Annotated in this window: 14 protein-coding genes, 1 tRNA gene, 2 rRNA genes and 1 other annotated feature; of the genes, 7 read left to right on the top strand and 10 right to left on the bottom strand. The window is 47.2% G+C overall.

The window, feature by feature from the left end:
* Window positions 1–104: 104 nt before the first annotated feature.
* The 6 genes from VV1_RS02330 to rluD form a co-directional block, all read right to left on the bottom strand.
* Window positions 105–2,993: ribosomal RNA gene (locus tag VV1_RS02330) — 23S ribosomal RNA — on the bottom strand.
* Window positions 2,994–3,271: 278 nt separating this feature from the next.
* Window positions 3,272–3,347: transfer RNA gene (locus VV1_RS02335), tRNA-Ala, on the bottom strand.
* Between the two features lie 65 nt (window positions 3,348–3,412).
* Window positions 3,413–4,955 (bottom strand): 16S ribosomal RNA (locus tag VV1_RS02340).
* The 16S and 23S rRNA genes sit together here with 1 tRNA gene alongside, the layout of an rRNA operon.
* A gap of 477 nt (window positions 4,956–5,432) precedes the next feature.
* Window positions 5,433–8,006, bottom strand: a complete 2,574-nt coding sequence (gene clpB, locus VV1_RS02345) for an ATP-dependent chaperone ClpB (protein WP_011078571.1) — start codon at window positions 8,004–8,006, stop codon at window positions 5,433–5,435.
* 116 nt (window positions 8,007–8,122) lie between these two features.
* Entirely contained in the window at window positions 8,123–8,839 is a 717-nt protein-coding gene (gene pgeF, locus VV1_RS02350) for a peptidoglycan editing factor PgeF (RefSeq protein WP_011078572.1), read from the bottom strand.
* A 3-nt stretch (window positions 8,840–8,842) separates the two neighbouring features.
* Entirely contained in the window at window positions 8,843–9,820 is a 978-nt protein-coding gene (gene rluD / locus VV1_RS02355) for a 23S rRNA pseudouridine(1911/1915/1917) synthase RluD (RefSeq protein WP_011078573.1), read from the bottom strand.
* Window positions 9,821–9,956: 136 nt separating this feature from the next.
* Between rluD and VV1_RS02360 the strand changes: the two genes are divergently transcribed.
* The 4 genes from VV1_RS02360 (at window position 9,957) to yjjX (ending at window position 13,341) form a co-directional block, all read left to right on the top strand.
* The gene (locus tag VV1_RS02360; RefSeq protein WP_011078574.1) at window positions 9,957–10,682 is read left to right on the top strand and encodes an outer membrane protein assembly factor BamD; all 726 of its coding nucleotides are present in this window, start codon (window positions 9,957–9,959) and stop codon (window positions 10,680–10,682) included.
* A 352-nt stretch (window positions 10,683–11,034) separates the two neighbouring features.
* Window positions 11,035–11,358 carry a ribosome hibernation-promoting factor, HPF/YfiA family gene (gene hpf, locus VV1_RS02365; protein WP_011078575.1) on the top strand — a complete coding sequence of 108 codons (324 nt, stop codon included), beginning with the start codon at window positions 11,035–11,037 and terminating at the stop codon, window positions 11,356–11,358.
* Window positions 11,359–11,466: 108 nt separating this feature from the next.
* Window positions 11,467–11,588 (top strand) — a sequence feature (Phe leader region).
* Between the two features lie 13 nt (window positions 11,589–11,601).
* Window positions 11,602–12,780 carry a prephenate dehydratase gene (gene pheA / locus VV1_RS02370; RefSeq protein ID WP_011078576.1) on the top strand — a complete coding sequence of 393 codons (1,179 nt, stop codon included), beginning with the start codon at window positions 11,602–11,604 and terminating at the stop codon, window positions 12,778–12,780.
* Between the two features lie 24 nt (window positions 12,781–12,804).
* Window positions 12,805–13,341: an inosine/xanthosine triphosphatase gene (gene yjjX, locus VV1_RS02375; protein WP_043920911.1), complete on the top strand. Its 537-nt coding sequence runs from the start codon at window positions 12,805–12,807 to the stop codon at window positions 13,339–13,341.
* Between the two features lie 30 nt (window positions 13,342–13,371).
* On the opposite strand, the gene trpR is transcribed toward yjjX, so the two are convergent.
* Entirely contained in the window at window positions 13,372–13,680 is a 309-nt protein-coding gene (gene trpR, locus VV1_RS02380; RefSeq protein ID WP_011078578.1) for a trp operon repressor, read from the bottom strand.
* Between the two features lie 15 nt (window positions 13,681–13,695).
* Window positions 13,696–15,651, bottom strand: a complete 1,956-nt coding sequence (gene sltY / locus VV1_RS02385; RefSeq protein ID WP_011078579.1) for a murein transglycosylase — start codon at window positions 15,649–15,651, stop codon at window positions 13,696–13,698.
* Between the two features lie 316 nt (window positions 15,652–15,967).
* On the opposite strand from sltY, the gene ettA reads away from it, so the two are divergent.
* The 3 genes from ettA to VV1_RS02400 all read left to right on the top strand — a co-directional run bounded on the left by ettA (window position 15,968) and on the right by VV1_RS02400 (window position 19,159).
* Window positions 15,968–17,635 carry an energy-dependent translational throttle protein EttA gene (gene ettA / locus VV1_RS02390; RefSeq protein WP_011078580.1) on the top strand — a complete coding sequence of 556 codons (1,668 nt, stop codon included), beginning with the start codon at window positions 15,968–15,970 and terminating at the stop codon, window positions 17,633–17,635.
* Between the two features lie 116 nt (window positions 17,636–17,751).
* Window positions 17,752–18,126 (top strand): PilZ domain-containing protein, encoded by a 375-nt coding sequence (locus tag VV1_RS02395; protein WP_011078581.1) that lies wholly within the window; start codon window positions 17,752–17,754, stop codon window positions 18,124–18,126.
* Window positions 18,127–18,154: 28 nt separating this feature from the next.
* Window positions 18,155–19,159 carry a M23 family metallopeptidase gene (locus VV1_RS02400; RefSeq protein ID WP_011078582.1) on the top strand — a complete coding sequence of 335 codons (1,005 nt, stop codon included), beginning with the start codon at window positions 18,155–18,157 and terminating at the stop codon, window positions 19,157–19,159.
* Window positions 19,160–19,231: 72 nt separating this feature from the next.
* On the opposite strand, the gene tyrA is transcribed toward VV1_RS02400, so the two are convergent.
* Together tyrA and VV1_RS02410 are read right to left on the bottom strand one after the other, a co-directional pair.
* Entirely contained in the window at window positions 19,232–20,359 is a 1,128-nt protein-coding gene (gene tyrA / locus VV1_RS02405; protein WP_011078583.1) for a bifunctional chorismate mutase/prephenate dehydrogenase, read from the bottom strand.
* Window positions 20,360–20,378: 19 nt separating this feature from the next.
* The gene (locus tag VV1_RS02410; protein ID WP_011078584.1) at window positions 20,379–21,449 is read right to left on the bottom strand and encodes a 3-deoxy-7-phosphoheptulonate synthase; all 1,071 of its coding nucleotides are present in this window, start codon (window positions 21,447–21,449) and stop codon (window positions 20,379–20,381) included.
* Window positions 21,450–21,490: the final 41 nt, after the last annotated feature.

Consider the following 21,490-nt stretch of genomic DNA (forward strand, 5'->3'; position numbering starts at 1 on the left):
CACTTTTTCTAAAAAAGTGAAAGCAAAAAATCTGGAAAGCTGTTTATGTTCTCTACACATTCAATGTTCTTACATCGAGTCCATCAAAACCCTTTGGGTGTTGTATGGTTAAGCCTCACGGGCAATTAGTACAGGTTAGCTCAACGCCTCACAGCGCTTACACACCCTGCCTATCAACGTTCTAGTCTCGAACAACCCTTCAGGATACTTAAAGTATCAGGGAAGACTCATCTCAGGGCTCGCTTCCCGCTTAGATGCTTTCAGCGGTTATCGATTCCGAACTTAGCTACCGGGCAATGCGTCTGGCGACACAACCCGAACACCAGAGGTTCGTCCACTCCGGTCCTCTCGTACTAGGAGCAGCCCCCTTCAATCTTCCAACGCCCACGGCAGATAGGGACCGAACTGTCTCACGACGTTCTAAACCCAGCTCGCGTACCACTTTAAATGGCGAACAGCCATACCCTTGGGACCGACTTCAGCCCCAGGATGTGATGAGCCGACATCGAGGTGCCAAACACCGCCGTCGATATGAACTCTTGGGCGGTATCAGCCTGTTATCCCCGGAGTACCTTTTATCCGTTGAGCGATGGCCCTTCCATTCAGAACCACCGGATCACTATGACCTGCTTTCGCACCTGCTCGAACCGTCATTCTCGCAGTTAAGCGGGCTTATGCCATTGCACTAACCTCACGATGTCCAACCGTGATTAGCCCACCTTCGTGCTCCTCCGTTACTCTTTGGGAGGAGACCGCCCCAGTCAAACTACCCACCAGGCACTGTCCGCAACCCCGATTAGGGGCCAACGTTAGAACATCAAACATACAAGGGTGGTATTTCAAGGACGGCTCCAACGCAACTGGCGTCACGTCTTCAAAGCCTCCCACCTATCCTACACATGTAGGTTCAATGTTCAGTGCCAAGCTGTAGTAAAGGTTCACGGGGTCTTTCCGTCTAGCCGCGGGTACACTGCATCTTCACAGCGATTTCAATTTCACTGAGTCTCGGGTGGAGACAGCGTGGCCATCATTACGCCATTCGTGCAGGTCGGAACTTACCCGACAAGGAATTTCGCTACCTTAGGACCGTTATAGTTACGGCCGCCGTTTACCGGGGCTTCGATCAAGAGCTTCGCTTACGCTAACCCCATCAATTAACCTTCCGGCACCGGGCAGGCGTCACACCGTATACGTCATCTTACGATTTTGCACAGTGCTGTGTTTTTAATAAACAGTTGCAGCCACCTGGTATCTGCGACTCTCGTCAGCTCCATCCGCAAGGGACTTCACCATCAAGAGCGTACCTTCTCCCGAAGTTACGGTACCATTTTGCCTAGTTCCTTCACCCGAGTTCTCTCAAGCGCCTTGGTATTCTCTACCCGACCACCTGTGTCGGTTTGGGGTACGATTCCTTACAATCTGAAGCTTAGAGGCTTTTCCTGGAAGCATGGCATCAATGACTTCACTACCGTAGTAGCTCGACGTCGTGTCTCAGCCTTAAGAGTGTCCGGATTTACCTAAACACTCAGCCTACGCACTTGAACCTGGACAACCGTCGCCAGGCCCACCTAGCCTTCTCCGTCCCCCCATCGCAATTGTAAGAAGTACGGGAATATTAACCCGTTTCCCATCGACTACGCCTTTCGGCCTCGCCTTAGGGGTCGACTTACCCTGCCCCGATTAACGTTGGACAGGAACCCTTGGTCTTCCGGCGGGGAGGTTTTTCACCCCCCTTGTCGTTACTCATGTCAGCATTCGCACTTCTGATACCTCCAGCATGCTTTACAACACACCTTCAACGGCTTACAGAACGCTCCCCTACCCAATGTTCAAAGAACATTGCCGCAGCTTCGGTTTACAACTTAGTCCCCGTTACATCTTCCGCGCAGGCCGACTCGACTAGTGAGCTATTACGCTTTCTTTAAATGATGGCTGCTTCTAAGCCAACATCCTAGCTGTCTAAGCCTTCCCACATCGTTTCCCACTTAGCTGTAATTTGGGACCTTAGCTGGCGGTCTGGGTTGTTTCCCTCTCCACGACGGACGTTAGCACCCGCCGTGTGTCTCCCGGATAGTACTTACTGGTATTCGGAGTTTGCAAAGGGTTGGTAAGTCGGGATGACCCCCTAGCCTTAACAGTGCTCTACCCCCAGTAGTATTCGTCCGAGGCGCTACCTAAATAGCTTTCGGGGAGAACCAGCTATCTCCGAGTTTGATTGGCCTTTCACCCCTAGCCACAAGTCATCCGCTAATTTTTCAACATTAGTCGGTTCGGTCCTCCAGTTGATGTTACTCAACCTTCAACCTGCCCATGGCTAGATCACTCGGTTTCGGGTCTATATCCAGAGACTATGGCGCCCAGTTAAGACTCGGTTTCCCTACGGCTCCCCTAGATGGTTAACCTTGCCACTGAATATAAGTCGCTGACCCATTATACAAAAGGTACGCAGTCACACCACGAAGGTGCTCCTACTGCTTGTACGTACACGGTTTCAGGTTCTATTTCACTCCCCTCACAGGGGTTCTTTTCGCCTTTCCCTCACGGTACTGGTTCACTATCGGTCAGTCAGGAGTATTTAGCCTTGGAGGATGGTCCCCCCATATTCAGACAGGATAACACGTGTCCCGCCCTACTCGATTTCACTGAACATGCATCGTCAACTACGGGACTATCACCCTGTATCGTCGGACTTTCCAGACCGTTCGTCTAACACATGTAAAGCTTAAGGGCTAATCCAATTTCGCTCGCCGCTACTTTCGGAATCTCGGTTGATTTCTTTTCCTCGGGGTACTTAGATGTTTCAGTTCTCCCGGTTCGCTTCATTGAGCTATGTATTCACTCAATGATACTGGCTTATGCCAGTGGGTTTCCCCATTCGGAAATCGTAGACTCAAGTGGCTGTTACTGCCTCATCTACGCTTATCGCAAGTTACTACGTCCTTCATCGCCTCTGACTGCCAAGGCATCCACCGTGTACGCTTAGTCACTTAACCATACAACCCCAAAGGGTCTTTGTTAAACAACCAAAGTTGCTATCTCATTATTTGAATGAGCGAGATAGCGTTGATTTTGCCGGACTCAATTTCGAATAGTCACTAAAAGTGACCTTCCCAAGAACACTTGAATGTGTTTGTTGGTGTTTGTCCTAAAGACAAACATTGAGAACTTTACAAACAACAATAAATTGTTGTTTTGTCAGCTTTCCAAATTGTTAAAGAGCAGATTTCTTTCGAAACCATTACTAAAGATTCTAAATTAAAACCTTTAGTAATGGTGGAGCTAGACGGGATCGAACCGTCGACCTCTTGCATGCCATGCAAGCGCTCTCCCAGCTGAGCTATAGCCCCACATCTATCACTAAAACATAATAAACCATCAATCTGTGTGAACACTCATCGCAATAATCATCGTATAAGGAGGTGATCCAGCGCCAGGTTCCCCTAGCGCTACCTTGTTACGACTTCACCCCAGTCATGAACCACAAAGTGGTGAGCGTCCTCCCGAAGGTTAAACTACCCACTTCTTTTGCAGCCCACTCCCATGGTGTGACGGGCGGTGTGTACAAGGCCCGGGAACGTATTCACCGTGGCATTCTGATCCACGATTACTAGCGATTCCGACTTCATGGAGTCGAGTTGCAGACTCCAATCCGGACTACGACGCACTTTTTGGGATTCGCTCACTTTCGCAAGTTGGCCGCCCTCTGTATGCGCCATTGTAGCACGTGTGTAGCCCTACTCGTAAGGGCCATGATGACTTGACGTCGTCCCCACCTTCCTCCGGTTTATCACCGGCAGTCTCCCTGGAGTTCCCGACATTACTCGCTGGCAAACAAGGATAAGGGTTGCGCTCGTTGCGGGACTTAACCCAACATTTCACAACACGAGCTGACGACAGCCATGCAGCACCTGTCTCAGAGTTCCCGAAGGCACACCTGCGTCTCCGCTGGCTTCTCTGGATGTCAAGAGTAGGTAAGGTTCTTCGCGTTGCATCGAATTAAACCACATGCTCCACCGCTTGTGCGGGCCCCCGTCAATTCATTTGAGTTTTAATCTTGCGACCGTACTCCCCAGGCGGTCTACTTAACGCGTTAGCTCCGAAAGCCACGGCTCAAGGCCACAACCTCCAAGTAGACATCGTTTACAGCGTGGACTACCAGGGTATCTAATCCTGTTTGCTCCCCACGCTTTCGCATCTGAGTGTCAGTATCTGTCCAGGGGGCCGCCTTCGCCACCGGTATTCCTTCAGATCTCTACGCATTTCACCGCTACACCTGAAATTCTACCCCCCTCTACAGTACTCTAGTCTGCCAGTTTCAAATGCAGTTCCGAGGTTGAGCCCCGGGCTTTCACATCTGACTTAACAAACCACCTGCATGCGCTTTACGCCCAGTAATTCCGATTAACGCTCGCACCCTCCGTATTACCGCGGCTGCTGGCACGGAGTTAGCCGGTGCTTCTTCTGTTGCTAACGTCAAATGATGCCGCTATTAACGACACCACCTTCCTCACAACTGAAAGTGCTTTACAACCCGAAGGCCTTCTTCACACACGCGGCATGGCTGCATCAGGCTTGCGCCCATTGTGCAATATTCCCCACTGCTGCCTCCCGTAGGAGTCTGGACCGTGTCTCAGTTCCAGTGTGGCTGATCATCCTCTCAGACCAGCTAGGGATCGTCGCCTTGGTGAGCCCTTACCTCACCAACTAGCTAATCCCACCTGGGCATATCCTGACGCGAGAGGCCCGAAGGTCCCCCTCTTTGGCCCGTAGGCATCATGCGGTATTAGCCATCGTTTCCAATGGTTATCCCCCACATCAGGGCAATTTCCCAGGCATTACTCACCCGTCCGCCGCTCGCCACCCGAGAAACAAGTTTCTCTGTGCTGCCGCTCGACTTGCATGTGTTAGGCCTGCCGCCAGCGTTCAATCTGAGCCATGATCAAACTCTTCAATTAAAAGTTTTTTGAAGCTTTCGCTTCGGCTCAATGAATACTGAATAAATTGACTGTGCCGATACTTAGTATCGTTTTGGTCACTCAGTTCATTGATAAATCTTTTGGATTATCATCAACGAGTGCCCACACAGATTGATAGGTTTATATTGTTAAAGAGCTTGCTTTTCGAGAAGTTTTTCTCTCAAAGCGGAGGTGCATTCTAGCGAGTTAATTTGAAGAGTCAAACACTTTTTCAAATTTATTTCTCAGGAACTTACCTTAACTTTTCACTTGCTGAAGCCTTACGCTGTCTGCCGTGTCAGTGGATGCGCATTATAGGTAGTTTCTTCACATGCACAAGAGCAAAATTAGAAAAAAAAGAAAAAAGCAAATCATTTGCCTACTTTTTGCTCAAGTCGTATTTAAAAACATCAAAAGAGGCGTTTCGCCTCTTTTGATTTACTATTTTCTCCCTCAAAGAAGAGAAAACCACTCTATCTATTGGTGTGCCACAATTTGGTCGTTGTTGACGATAAGCTGTATTTTCTTATCCGGTAGCACTGAACCTGCCAAAATAGATTTCGCCAGCGGGTTTTCGATACTTTGCTGAATCGCTCGTTTCAATGGTCTTGCTCCGTAAACCGGGTCAAAACCAACTTGTGCGATCAATTCGAGCGCTTTATCAGACACTTCCAACGGATAGCCATGCTCTTCCATGCGATTCGCCAAGCGGTTAAGTTGAATCGCTGCGATCGACTTAATATGGTCTTGACCAAGTGGGTGGAAGACCACTGTCTCATCAACACGGTTCAAAAACTCCGGCCTGAAGTGCTTGGTCACCACTTCCATCACCTGTTCTTTGATGCCTTGGTAATCCAACATAGCGAAGTTTTCTTGGATGCGGCTGGAGCCTAGGTTTGATGTCATGATGACCACGGTATTGCGGAAATCCACTGTTCTACCTTGTCCATCCGTCAATCGACCATCATCCAAGACTTGCAGCAGGATGTTGAACACATCAGGATGCGCCTTTTCCACCTCGTCGAGCAAAATCACTGAATAAGGCTTACGTCGAACGGCTTCCGTTAAGTAACCACCTTCTTCATAACCCACATAGCCAGGAGGTGCACCGACTAAGCGTGCCACTGAGTGTTTCTCCATAAACTCGGACATGTCGATACGCACCATGGCATCTTCACTGTCGAACATGAAATTCGCCAACGTTTTGCACAGTTCCGTTTTCCCCACACCGGTTGGACCTAAGAATAAGAACGAACCAATCGGCTTATTGGGATCGGACAAACCCGCGCGGCTGCGACGTATTGCATTCGCAACAACTTCCACCGCCTCTTTCTGCCCAATAACGCGTTTATGCAGCACCTCTTCCATGCGAAGTAGTTTTTCTTTTTCTGCTTCAAGCATTTTGGAAACAGGGATACCCGTTTGCTTGGAAAGCACTTCCGCAATTTCATTATCGGTGACTTTGTTTTTCAACAAGGTCATTTCCTGCATTTCTGCTTGCGTTGCTAGGTCAAGTTGCTTCTCAAGCTCTGGAATACGGCCATATTGAAGCTCAGACATGCGGCTAAGATCCCCCGCTCGTCTTGCAAACTCCATATCCATGCGTGCTTGCTCTAACGCCGCTTTAATATGCTGAGTGCCAGACAGCGCGGCTTTTTCCGCATTCCAAATTTCCTCTAACTCAGCAAACTCACGCTCTTTCTCATTCAACTCTTCGTTAAGTGAGCGCAGACGTTTTTCACTCGCTTCATCGTGTTCATTACTCAGCGCCTGCTGCTCTATCTTAAGTTGGATGATTTTGCGCTCCAACTTATCCAAAGCTTCGGGTTTAGAATCGATCTGCATGCGAATACTGGATGCGGCTTCGTCGATGAGGTCGATCGCTTTGTCCGGTAATTGACGATCAGAAACATAGCGATGCGACAAACTGGCCGCAGCAACGATCGCTGGATCGGTAATTTCAACATGATGATGCAGCTCATAGCGTTCTTTTAAACCACGCAAAATTGCAATGGTGTCTTCCACTGTTGGTTCATCAACCAGCACTTTTTGGAAGCGGCGCTCAAGTGCCGGATCTTTCTCGATATACTGACGATACTCATCAAGTGTCGTTGCGCCCACACAATGTAACTCACCACGTGCCAATGCGGGTTTGAGCATATTGCCCGCATCCATCGACCCTTCACCTTTACCGGCGCCAACCATGGTATGAAGCTCATCAATAAAGAGGATGATATTGCCTTCTTCTTTAGACAACTCATTCAATACCGATTTAAGTCGCTCTTCAAATTCACCACGGTACTTCGCTCCAGCCACCAACGCGCCCATATCGAGTGACAATACTCGGCGACCACGCAGACCTTCGGGCACCTCGTTATTGATGATACGTTGTGCTAAACCTTCAACAATGGCGGTTTTACCAACACCTGGCTCACCAATGATCACGGGGTTGTTTTTGGTTCGACGCTGCAATACTTGGATGGTGCGACGAATTTCATCGTCACGTCCAATCACAGGGTCAAGTTTGCCCTGTTCTGCACGTTCCGTCAGATCAATGGTAAATTTCTCTAACGCTTGGCGAAGTTCTTCCGCATTTTGATCATTCACTTTTTGACCACCGCGAATTTGCTCGATAGCTTGACTCACTTTCTGTTCAGTTAAGCCAAGTTCTTTGAAGAGCTGGCCAAGTGGTCCTCTATCTTCGATTGCTGCGAGCAAAAAGATTTCAGATGAGATGTAAGCATCTTGGCGTTTTTGTGCAATCTTATCGCACAAGTTAAACATCGCGCCCATGGCTGAGGAGAGCTGTACATCACCACCAATACCGCTCACTTTGGGCAAACGATCCAGCATTTCGCTGAGTTTTGAACGTAGGTGAGTGACATCCACATTTAAGATGGTCAGCAGTGGACGAATAGGGCTGCCGTTTTGATCAAGCAGCGCCACCATTAAGTGAACAGGTTCAATGTATTGATGATCGCGCCCTAACGCCAATGATTGTGCATCAGAGATAGCGATTTGAAATTTGCTGGTAAATCGATCAAGACGCATAGCTACCTTCCTAACCTCAACTGAAGTAAATTCTTTAATCAGTATGAAAGATGGCTACGCAAAAATCGTTTTTCAAGGGGGAATTAAAAACTAACGCTCGGTAAATTAAACTGACGTTATTCAAACCAGATAAAGCTCGCTTGACGTCCAGTGACACCTTCGCGACGGTAAGAATAGAAGCGTGAATCTTGATAGGTACACAATTCAGAAGAGTAAATCGCCTCAACCCCTATTGAAGAGAGACGAATACGCGCCAGCTGATCCATATCAGCCAACCACTTATTTGGTGTGATATGAGTAGAAAACGCATTCACTGCTTGAGGGTGTTGTTGGCAAAAAGCCTCCACCACATCCTCTCCGACTTCAAAAGCCTGAGGACCGATCGCAGGGCCAAGCCAAATCAGCACATCTTGTGAAAAGTGACGAAGTGCTTCCTCAACGATCCCGCCCGCCAAACCACGCCAACCCGCATGCACGGCGGCAACTTGCGTCCCTGAGGTATTGGTGATTAAAACGGGTAAACAATCGGCAGTCATCGCACTGCAAACGACATCAGAGGAATGAGTAAAAACCCCATCAGCATCAAGGATTACTTCGGTTGGTCCTGTTGCTTCAATCACCGTCGTAGAATGAGTTTGATTGAGCCAAATCGGTGCACTCGGCATCTGAGCCTGTTCGGCTAACCATTGACGATTTCTCATTACTATTGAAAAATCATCCCCAACATGTGTGCCTAAGTTCAAACCAGTGTAAACACCCGTCGAATAGCCACCTTGGCGAGTCGACGATAATGCTTTGACATTCTTAGGCGCAGGCCAGTTGGGGATAAGCATCAATCAGTACTCGTCTGGTAAACCATGCTCTTGTGCATCACGACGTAAAGTTTCAGTCAACTCAACCATATCGTCTGGCACCGGCGCATGGAACTCCATCTCTTCACCTGTGATCGGATGCTCAAAGCGCAGCATCACTGCATGAAGCGCTTGGCGATCAAAGTTTCGGATCATTGCCGTAACGTCTTCAGAAGCGCCCGCTGGAATTCGAGCACGCCCACCGTAAGCCGCATCACCTAATAATGGATGTTGTAGGTAAGACATATGCACACGAATCTGGTGAGTACGGCCAGTTTCAAGACGCAAACGGATACGCGTGTGCTCTCGGAAATGCTCCGCCACTCGGAAATGCGTCACAGCAGGCTTACCCATGGGGCTCACCGCCATTAAGGTACGTTTTGTTGCATGGCGGCCAATCGGTTTATCGACTTTGCCCCCCGCCGTCATTCGGCCAATGGCAATGGCTTCGTATTCACGCGTAATATTGCGTTTTTGAAGAGCACGCACCAAACGTGTTTGTGCCGGTACGGTTTTCGCCACAACCATCAGACCCGTGGTGTCTTTGTCCAAACGGTGAACAATACCTGCACGCGGCACTTCCGCCACTTCAGGACAATGGAACAACAATGCGTTTAACACTGTACCGTCTGGCGTACCAGCCCCTGGGTGGACGACAAAATCACGAGGCTTATTGATCACTAAGATATCGTCATCTTCATAGACAATATCCAGTGGAATATCTTGCGCTTCCCAGCGCACTTCATCTTCCAGCTCGGCCAAAACAGTAATCACTTCCCCACCCATTACTTTCGTTCTAGGTTTGGTGACTACGTTACCGTCCACTGTGACTTTTCCGTCAAGCAACCATTCTTTCAGGCGCGAGCGAGAAAAGTCAGCGAACAACTCTGCGATAGCTTGATCTAGGCGTTGGCCTAATTGGCTATCTTTTACGGTATTTGTTAATTCAATCTGCTGAGCCATATCGAACTTTTTTAAAAACTGTGAGACTAATGCTCACTACTGTGGAAAAATAGTGTATTGCAACATTGTATCTGTTACTGACAAGAAAGTAACGGAAGCTTAAGAAATATTTAGAATCAAGGAATCGACTCCTGACATGAAACACCATACTTTAGCAGGCCTGCTCGCGGTATCAGTGTTGTTTGGCTGTTCAAGCAGTGAACAAATTGTGCCGGATGTGCCACCAGCAGAGCTGTATGCAGAAGCACAAACCTCTCTTCAAGGAGGAAACTGGCTCACAGCGATTGAGAAACTAGAAGCGCTAGATTCCCGCTACCCTTTTGGTGCTTACTCAGAACAAGTACAACTTGATTTGATTTACGCCTATTACAAGAACGATGATTTGGCTTTGGGTCTGGCGACCATTTCGCGTTTTACGCGTTTAAATCCAACACACGAAAAAATGGACTGGGTGCTGTACATGCGTGGTCTCACCCATATGGCACAAGATCGTAACTTCATGCACGACTTGTTTAACATTGATCGTAGCGATCGCGATCCTGAGCCAGTCAAACAAGCTTTTGATGATTTCAAAAAACTGCTTGAGCGCTATCCAAACAGCCCATATGCGGAAGATTCTCAAAAACGCATGTTTGCTCTTAAAAACCGTTTAGCAGAATATGATCTAGCAACCGCCGATTACTATCTGCGTCGTGAAGCTTGGATTGCAGCCATCAATCGTTCTCAGGAGTTGCAGAAAACCTATCCAGATACCATCGCTGCGAGAAAATCACTCAAAATCCAGCTTGAGGCGTATAAACAATTAGGTTTACAAGATGCCATCGCACGCACTGAAGAGTTGATACGTCTGAATCCGCTCTAATGCCACGATGACAAGAAACACAAAACGCCGCTATACAGCGGCGTTTTTATATGAATCATAGTGACAAAGATCACAAATCGATATTGGTTACTTTTTGATACAACTCGTTATTTAAGCTGAACAACTCCCCTGAAAACCAGTTGAATTTCAGCCATCTACTCTACCCAATCTACTGTTTTCCTATCGAAGCACAAGCTTTTTTCAAAGAAAAAACGACAAGGCTTGCGAAAGATCACATTCCTCTTGAACAATAAAAAACGCCCACCAAAATGTGATTTATATCACACTCTTTTATCCTTAAAATCGTAATCTGGAGTCAACCCATGAGGGATGCAACAGAGGAAACGCATTTATGAAACTAAACATCACTGGTAAAAACATCGAAATCACCTCTGCTATCCGCAATCACATTGAGAGCAAATTTAAAAAGCTAGAAAAATGGCAAACCGACATTATTAGTTGTCAAACGACCTTTAGTGAAGAACCTGGAAAACAGATGAAGTTCGAGGCCGTGATTAAGGTTCCTAAAGGACAGCTAATTGCTTCCGCGATTCATGAAGATCTATACGCAGCCATCAACGAGGTGGAACAAAAACTAGAACGACAATTGAACAAACTGCAACATAAGCCTGATGCACGTCGAGCTGAAAAACCAGAAGTCGTAGAAGAAGAGTAATCAACAACCAGATTGAGGGAATGGCGCCAAAAGGCGCCATTTTTTTGCTTGACGCTCAATGCTGGCTTGCTTATTGTGTTCCCACATTCACAAAAGTTTACTATTTATGCAAATCCACTCTCTGTTTAGTTTTGACTTCTTTTTTCTTCGATAGCGGAGGGGCTAACTCGTTTGTGAAAGAAAAGTCAAAAACAAACAGAAAGCCTCCCACATCGGGGGGCTTTTTTATTAAGGAAATGAGCGATGACTGAACAGCCACTTTCTCTCGATGAGATTCGTTTGCGATTAAATGATTTAGATGACCAACTACTCAGCTTGCTCTCTGAGCGTCGCAAGCTCAGCATTGAAGTTGCTAAAAGCAAAGTTGAAACCTCGAAACCAGTCAGAGACGCCTCGCGTGAACAACAATTACTGGTAAAACTGATCACCAATGGCCGTGAGAAATATCAGCTCGACGCTCAGTACATCACCAAGCTGTTCCATACCATTATTGAAGATTCGGTGCTGCTACAGCAATCGTACCTGCAAAACCTGCTCAACCCTGAGCAGAGCAGAAAGCCTCTCGCTCGAGTCGCATTTCTAGGCTCTAAGGGCTCCTACTCGCATCTGGCAAGCCGTGAGTACTTTAGTCGCAAAAACACTGAACTGATCGAACTCAATTGCGATCACTTCAAAGAAGTCACCCAAACCGTGGAATCGGGCCACGCAGATTTTGGCGTTTTGCCGATTGAAAACACCAGTTCAGGCTCGATCAACGAAGTTTACGATTTACTGCAACATACCACGCTCTACATCGTTGGCGAGCTGACGCAACCCATTGAGCATTGCCTAGTGGCCACCAAAGATGTGCGTCTCGAAGAAATAAAAGTGCTTTACTCTCATCCACAGCCTCATCAGCAATGCAGCGAGTTTTTGGGCCGTCTTAAAGGCGTTACCCTCAAATCGTGCGCGAGCACTGCCGATGCGATGAAGAAAGTACAAGAGCTAAACCGTGATGATGTGGCGGCGATTGGCAACGCATCCAGTGGCAAACTTTACGGGCTGCAACCGATTCAGGGCAACATCGCCAACCAAACGGAGAACCACACACGTTTTATTGTCGTGGCACGTAAGCCAGTTGAAGTGTCCGCGCAGATCCCAGCCAAGACCACACTGATCATGTCTACCTCGCAAAAGGCGGGTTCGTTGGTGGAAACCTTGTTGGTGTTACAACGCTATGGCATCAACATGACCAAGCTAGAATCGCGTCCTATCATGGGCAACCCTTGGGAAGAAATGTTCTATGTCGATCTCGAAGCACATCTTGATTCTGAAGAGATGCAACTGGCCCTTGGAGAACTCACTAAGATCACCAAACATCTGAAAGTGCTTGGTTGCTACCCAAGTGAAAACGTTAAACCCACCCAAGTTAAACTGAGCTAAAAGTACAGAATGAGCAAAAAGATCATGGCAACTCAAAAAGTCATTATTGCTTCGCTGAACCCAGCCAAAATCACCGCAGTGGAAAGCGCGTTCACAAGCGCCTTTCCCAACGGTACCTTTGAGTTTGTGGGAGTGAATGTCCCTAGTGAAGTGGCCGATCAGCCAATGAGCGACAGCGAAACTCACCTTGGTGCTCTTAATCGAGTCAGAAATGCTAAGGCTTGCCGAGCAGACGGTGCATTTTATGTTGGTTTGGAGGCGGGCATTGATGGTAACGTCACCTTCGCTTGGACGGTGATTGAATCTCACACTCATCGTGGCGAATCTCGTTCAGCCAGTTTGATGTTGCCACCGAATGTCATTGCCAAATTGGCCAATGCAAACGAGCTGGGTGATGTGATGGATGAGGTGTTTGGCACCGAGAATATTAAACAAAAAGGTGGAGCGATCAGTTTATTGACGCAAAACCAGCTCACTCGTAGCTCGGTCTACCATCAAGCGTTAATCTTAGCCTTAATTCCTTTTACCAATCCTGAGCATTTCCCTGCCAATTTAAGCTAGGATGGGAACTCAAGAGCAAAAAAGGCGGTATCAACCGCCTTTTTTCGTCCCTTCCAATAACTGATTCAAGCGCGCTTTATCTTCATCTGACTTTAACTTCAGCTCATTGGAACCTCGAGTAATGGTCGCAATACCAACGCCCAACATTTGGCTGATTTGTCGCTGGGAAAGCTCGCCTTTCAATAACTCACGAACGATGTTCACTCTAGACACTAAAGCTTCACGTTCGTCAGGCGTCATCAGCATCGTCAATAACATATCATGCTGCTTTTGTTCGACACTGTGCTTGACCAAATCCACAATTTGTTGCCAGTCTGTATATTCTGGTTGTTGCGACATTACTCTTTACCTATCTCAGTATTTAGTCTCAAGCTCATGCTGATTTAGGAACGCACCATCTACCCCGAGAATGTCTCGATAATAGGTTTCAAACATCAGGATATTTTGTACATACCCACGCGTTTCTTTAAATGGAATGGCTTCAATGAACGCGTACGCATCCAATTTCCCGCCAGTACGTTCACGCCAGCTTTTTACTCGATGTGGACCTGCATTATAAGCGGCAAACGCAAAAATTCGATTATTATCGTACTGTTCCAATAAACCATTGAGATAATGGCTGCCAATTTCGATGTTCTTACCGACTTGGTATAAGTCATCAGAACCTTCATAGCTCAATTGATACTTCTTTGCTGTGTACTTCGCAGTGGACGGCATAATTTGCATGATACCGCGAGCCCCCACAGGAGAGGTGGCTTCTGCGTCCATACCGCTCTCTTGACGGGCAAGTGACATCAACATGATAGGATCAATATCGTGCTTCTCAGCATAGAAGTTGAACCACCAGCGATGCGCCACCGGAAAACGAATTTCCATGTTGTCCCACATTTGCGCCGCAATGCTGGCGGTCACCGTCAAATGATACCAACGCTTAGAGGCCGCATAGACCGCAAGCATGCCTTGAGTTTGTTCGTCACTGCGAGATAACAGGTATTGCCACTCGCTTTTTGCCGCGGCAATTTTGTCTAGCGCAATCAATTCTTCGATACGCGCTAATGAACGACGATAAGGTTCAACCAAGCTGCTATCCAACTTCAATGTGGAGGTAGGATAATTAATAGACTGCCCGATCTCTTTCGCTGCCGCGACACTATAAAAATTACGTTGGCCAACCAGTTTACTCAGTCGCAGCTTCCCTTGGGTTGCTTTGCCCATTTCAATTTCACTGCGCCCCAACCAATATTGCCAACGCAATGAGTTTCGATGTTCATCATCCAACTGAGCAACCCAGCTTTGCACGCCTTTCCAATCCGCCTGTTGTAACGCAAGACGAATTCGGCGCTCAATGAGGTTTTGCTTATGTGATTTTTTCAGCACTGCATCACGCCACTGAGCCAGCGCTTCCGATTCGGTATTAATCAAACGGAAAGCCAAATATTCGGCCGATTCCTGAGCCTGTACCGATGAAAACTTTTGAGCTTTGATGACCTGTGCGTACTGCTCTTGAGCACGTTTGATATCTTTACGTGCCAGTTTCTCTAGTGCTAGCTCAGTTTGCTTACGATAAAATTCATTGGCTTTATGCTGCTTGGCAAACTCCAACACCGACTCAGGACGATTGAACAGCGCTTTCATCTCTTGGGCTTGCTTTTTCGCTTGGCTACTTTTCGGCAATTTCAGCAAATAAGTCATTAACTTGCTGTTTTTCTGCTCAAACGCAAGCAACATACGTTGCAAAATCAGGTTGTCGGTTCGTCCTCCCGCCTGCTCCCAAACCGTAAACAAATGATCACACTCATCCGCAATTTCTAATCCGCTTAGCCATAATTGCTCTGCGCCTTGATAGGCCAGTTTTTTCTGCCCTTGATTGTATTGCGCGTAGTAATAAATACATTGATAACTTTCGCCTCTCGGCTCTTGCTGCTGAAATGACACCACCTCAGACCATGCTTGTTGGCGATATAAAGCATCAAGATATGGCGCGCGAATACGTTGGGAAAACGGGTAATCACGGCTTTGAGTGATAAATTGCTCCACTTCTGTTGGCGATTTTTTTGACAGCTGCGCCAGGAAAAAACGGTAATCGAGATAAGGCGTAAGAGCATAGTCGTCCAGTTGAGAACGCACTTGTACATAGGCCTCATCGTTTTTGTCATCCAACAGTTTTTGCGCTTGTTCATACAAGGCGCGCTGTTTTTCTAATGTCACCACATCCGCAGCACTGACATTCATCGCCACGCCACACAACGCTGCCATCAGCCATTTTGTGGCCGACTCTCTCCCAATATTTTTTAAATTCATTCGCGTCATATCCCCAGACGTTTTTTACCGCTCATTGCCCATAAGGGTATTAGGGCCAAATAACTCACGATATGCATCCAATTACACCGTTCTGTTATAGTGTTGTAAAGATGACAGATGTAAATAATAGTGATTTCATTTTAATGAAACACAGTTACACACTAATGCGGTCATCGTGTTGTCAATTTTATTCATTTGCAGGCCAATCTCTGTGAGCAGAATAGTGTGGAATGGCCACTGAATTTCTCCTTGGACAGTAACAAATCCTCAGCAGTTGATATAAAATACCGCCTCTATGTGGATTTAAAATTAGGAACGATCGGCAATGGCTGAATACGTATATACCATGTCGCGGGTGAGCAAAATCGTGCCACCTAAGCGTCAAATTCTTAAAGACATCTCTCTAAGCTTTTTCCCTGGTGCAAAAATCGGTGTTTTGGGCCTAAACGGTTCAGGTAAATCAACCTTATTGCGCATTATGGCAGGTCTGGATACCGATATTGATGGTGAAGCACGTCCACAACCCGGTTTGAAAGTGGGCTACCTTCCACAGGAGCCTGTTCTTGATGAAAGCAAAACCGTCCGCGAAGTGGTAGAAGAAGCCGTTGCCGATGTGGCGGGAGCATTGAAACGTCTTGATGAAGTGTACGCTGCTTATGCCGATCCTGATGCGGATTTCGATGCGCTTGCAAAAGAACAAGGCGAGCTTGAAGCTCTGATTCAAGCGAAAGATGGTCATAACTTAGATAACGCGCTTGAGCGTGCTGCGGATGCACTGCGTCTTCCAGAGTGGGATCAAAAAGTGGCGCACCTGTCCGGTGGTGAACGTCGCCGTGTGGCTATTTGTCGTCTACTGCTTGAAAAACCAGATATGCTGCTGCTTGACGAACCAACCAACCACTTGGATGCTGAATCTGTCGCTTGGCTTGAACGCTTCTTGGTGGATTACTCAGGCACTGTTGTGGCCATCACCCACGACCGTTACTTCCTAGACAACGCTGCAGGCTGGATTTTGGAACTTGACCGTGGTGAAGGTATTCCATGGCAAGGTAACTACACCTCGTGGCTAGAGCAAAAAGATGCGCGTCTACAACAAGAAGCCTCTCAAGAAAAAGCTCGTCAGAAAACCATTGAGAAAGAACTGGAATGGGTTCGTCAAAATCCAAAAGGTCGCCAAGCCAAATCTAAAGCGCGTATGGCACGCTTTGAAGAGCTACAGAACACCGATCACCAGAAACGTAACGAAACCAACGAGTTGTTCATCCCACCAGGTGAGCGCTTAGGTGATAAAGTCATCGAAGTGAAGAATTTGACTAAGTCATTTGACGGCCGTGTTCTGATCGACGATCTTTCATTCAGCATGCCTAAAGGGGCTATCGTCGGCATCATCGGTGCCAACGGTGCGGGTAAATCAACCCTATTCAAGATGCTGAGTGGTGTTGAGCAGCCTGATTCCGGTACTATCGAGATGGGCGAAACGGTGAAGTTGGCGTCAGTTGATCAGTTCCGTGATTCAATGAACGATAAAAACACCATATTCCAAGAGATCTCTGAAGGTGCGGACATCATCAAGATCAACAACTTCGAACTTCCAGCGCGAGCTTACTGCTCACGTTTTAATTTCAAAGGCGTGGATCAGCAGAAAGTAATCGGCGAACTCTCGGGTGGTGAGCGTAACCGTGTTCACTTAGCGAAGCTGCTCAAAGCCGGTGGCAACGTTCTCTTACTGGACGAACCAACCAACGACCTTGACGTTGAAACACTGCGTGCACTAGAAGAAGCGCTGCTTGAGTTCCCTGGCTGTGCTATGGTGATCTCGCACGACCGTTGGTTCCTCGACCGTATTGCGACTCACATCATTGATTACCGTGACGAAGGTCAGGTTAACTTCTACGAAGGCAACTATACTGAGTACATGGAGTGGCTGAAGAAGACTCTTGGTCCTGCGGCAGCGGAACCACACCGTATCAAATACAAGCGTATGACTAAGTAATCGATTATTGCTTGAAATTTGTGCAAAGGCCGCTAATATAGCGGCCTTTGTTTTAATTACGGTCTACTGTTCCCATTGCCATCCAGCCCGAAAACGGAAACTTTGAGAGAGTAAATATGGCTGAACGACGTCGATTTTCACGCATCATGTATCAAGTCCCTGCGATAGTGAAACAGGGGCAATATGTGTTGCATACTACGATTCAGGATCTCTCACTGCACGGGCTGTTGTTACGTACTGATTCAATGCATACGTTAAGGAACAACGACACTGTGTTGGTGGACTTCACACTTTCTGATAGTGATATTGATATCAGTCTCGAAGCAGATGTTGTGGGCTTTGATCAACAGACAATTAGACTTAAAATTACCCACATTGATATAGATAGTATCAGTCATTTAAAACGCTTGGTTGAACTAAATGTGGGTGATGACGCGCTGCTTCATCGAGAAATAGAACATTTGTCTGATCTCGGTGACGAAGCAAGTTAGATTGCCTGACTAATATAATCATGTAGCTATGTCGAAAAAAATTACTATGCAGATCCCCACTAAAAATGGGGATCAGCTTTTTTATTTGGGTAAAGGTACCGTTGCTACCCTACTGCTCTCTATCACCGCTTTTCCACTGGTACTCGGTGGCGGGTGGTATTGGTATCAGCAGCAAAGCGAACAATCCCAACAATTGCGTGCTCAACTTGATGTATTGACATCAGAAAAGCAGCAATTGATGGCCGACTACCAAGAACAGCTTGATACCAATCACTCTCTGTCGCAGACGTTAACCGAAAAAAGCAACCAAATTCAGTTGCTAGGCAAACGGGTATTTGATGTGGAATCCGTACTCGGCATTGCCGATGAAGAGATCATCGTCGATGAGAACTCTCTGGAAGAGCGCATCGATACCGCTGCTATTGACTCTGCGGTACGAGCCACCATGTTCCGTTTGATCCCAAATGATTCACCAATGTCTTACTTGCGTGTCTCTTCTTCGTTTGGACGTCGAACCAATCCTATCTCTGGTAAACGCCATACCCATACCGGTATTGATCTCACTTGTAAACGCGGGGAAGAAATCGTGGCACCTGCCGATGGGGTGATTGAGACGGTACGCCCAAGTAAGAAAGGCTTTGGCAACTTCATCACCATGCGTCATTCCTTTGGTTTCATGAGCTCTTATGCGCATTTGCAGAGCTTCAAAGTCAAAAGTGGCCAATTTGTCAGCAAGGGCGATGTGATTGCCACCTGTGGTAACTCAGGGAATTCAACTGGCCCTCACTTGCATTACGAAGTGCGTTTTTTAGGCCGAGCCCTCAATCCACAGTACACCATGGATTGGAACCAAGAGAACTTCAACTATCTGTTTGAAAAAGAGAAAACGGTTAAATGGAGTCCTTTGGTCAAGATGATTGATAACGTGGTTCGCTTACAAGTCAATCTCACTAAATCCCCCTATCGTGACACCAGTATTGACACGGTTTCCAGCGAAGAGAATAGCCTCGACCCAAGCTTGCAAACCAACTAACGCAATGGGTAAGCCGAAAATAGAAAGAGCAGCATCAGGCTGCTCTTTTTCTATTTCTAATACGCTTAAATGTTAATCACGATGCAAGTTGTCATTCGCTTGTTTGAGTAAATTTTGGCTTTCCGCCATAAACTGCTGCGAATACCCCCCAAACCAATCACTCACTTGCGTGAAACGTTCAACAAAACGCGCTTTATCGTGCTGATCTAACATCTCTAGTGCCTCGCCAAAGCGGCGATGGAAACGCTTGATCATGTCGATGTTCTCTTGCGACGAAAGAATAATGTCGCCATACAAGTTTGGATCTTGGGCAAACAGACGCCCTACCATCGCTAACTCAAGACGGTAAATAGGCGAGCTCAGTTTCAGCAGTTTATCGAGACTTGGATTTTCCTGACTCAAATGCATGCCGTACGCAAAGGACGTAAAGTGCCTTAACGCTTGAATTAACGTCATGCCATGGTCGTGTTCGCTGGCCTCAATTTGGCACAAGCTTGCCCCCCAAATCTTAAACTGCTGCAGTAACCACTGATATTGCTCAGCACCTCGACCATCACAGTAGACAATCACTTGCTTGGCTAAACTCGGCACATCGGGACCAAACATAGGGTGCAAACCAACAACCGGCCCAGAGTGCACATCGAGCATGGTTTTCAGCGGCTTCGACTTGATCGAAGTAAGGTCACACAAGATGCAATCCGATGGTAGTTGGGTCAGCTTTTCAATCACTCCTTGGGTTAAATGAATCGGCACGGTAACCACCACCAATCCTGCCCCATCCAATATCTCATCAGCGAGGTGCCAATCCTTACTGCCTAAGATTTTGACCTGGTAACCCGAGAGGGTAAACATGCGAGCAAACAGGCCACCTAATTGACCATGGCCGCCAATAATTACCACAGAGCGCAGCTCAGGATTCAAACATTTAAAACCGGAGTCTTTTTCACTGGCATAAGATTCGCGCATGGTACGTCGCAAAATATCTTCAATAAGCTGTGGTGGCACACCGATTTTTTCGGCTTCTGCACGACGAGAAGCCAGCATCGCCGCTTCTCTATCGGGTGCATAAATCGGTAAGCCATGTTGGCTTTTCACATGGCCAACTTGCTCTACCAATGCCAAGCGCTGAGCCAATAGCTCCAACATCTGTTTGTCTACTGCATCAATCTGTTCACGCAATGCGTTCAGTTCAACTGCCATGATTTACCTTGCTCTATCCTTATTTGAGACGGTTTTCTAAATGTGGCACTAACTCTTTGTGTGCTTTACGCAATAGTGCCTCAGTTGCCTGCCAATTGATACAGGCATCGGTAATAGAAACACCGTACCGCATCTCAGAAAGCGGTAAATCTGAGGATTGATTACCTTCATTAATGTGGCTTTCAATCATCAAACCAATGATCGATTTGTTGCCTTCGCGAATTTGATGAATCACGTCTTCGGCGACTAAAGGCTGACGACGGTAATCTTTGCGTGAATTGGCATGGCTACAATCCACCATCAATGACGCATCTAAACCCACTTTGGCCATGTCTTGCTCACACTCCGCCACCGACACAGAATCGTAGTTGGTCTGCTTACCACCACGCAAAATCACGTGACCATTTGGGTTACCTTGAGTCGTCAGCAATGCCACTTGGCCTTCACGGTTGATCCCCATAAAACGGTGGCTTGAAGAGGCCGCTTGCATTGCGTTGATCGCCGTTGACAAGCTGCCATCCGTGCCATTTTTAAAACCAATCGGCATAGACAAACCACTGGCCATTTCACGGTGAGTTTGTGATTCTGTCGTACGCGCACCAATCGCAGCCCAACTGAATGTATCAGCCAAGTATTGCGGGCTAATTGGGTCGAGTGCTTCTGTCGCCAGAGGGATCTCCATTTCAGCCAGCTCCACCAGCAATTGACGGCCAACATGCAGACCATGCTCAATATCGAAGCTACCATCCAGATGAGGGTCGTTGATGAGCCCTTTCCAACCCACAGTAGTACGAGGTTTTTCAAAGTAAACACGCATCACAATATACAGTTGATCGCTTAACTCGGCGGAGAGCGCTTTTAGGCGACGCGCGTAATCCTTTGCCGCGTCCAGATCGTGAATAGAACAAGGACCACAAACCACCAGCAGACGATGATCTTGCTTATGAATAATATTGGCGACGGTATTACGCGACTCTTGAATGAAGCGGCGGGCGTTGTCGCTCAGTGGCAGTTTCTGTTTTAGCTGTTCTGGCGTAATCAGCACTTGTTCATCGCTGATATTAATATTGCTTAGTTCACTTTTCTGCATGACACTCAACCTGTATATTATTTTTTACACCCTCATATCCC

This window comes from Vibrio vulnificus CMCP6, assembly GCF_000039765.1.
GTDB lineage: Bacteria > Pseudomonadota > Gammaproteobacteria > Enterobacterales > Vibrionaceae > Vibrio > Vibrio vulnificus_B.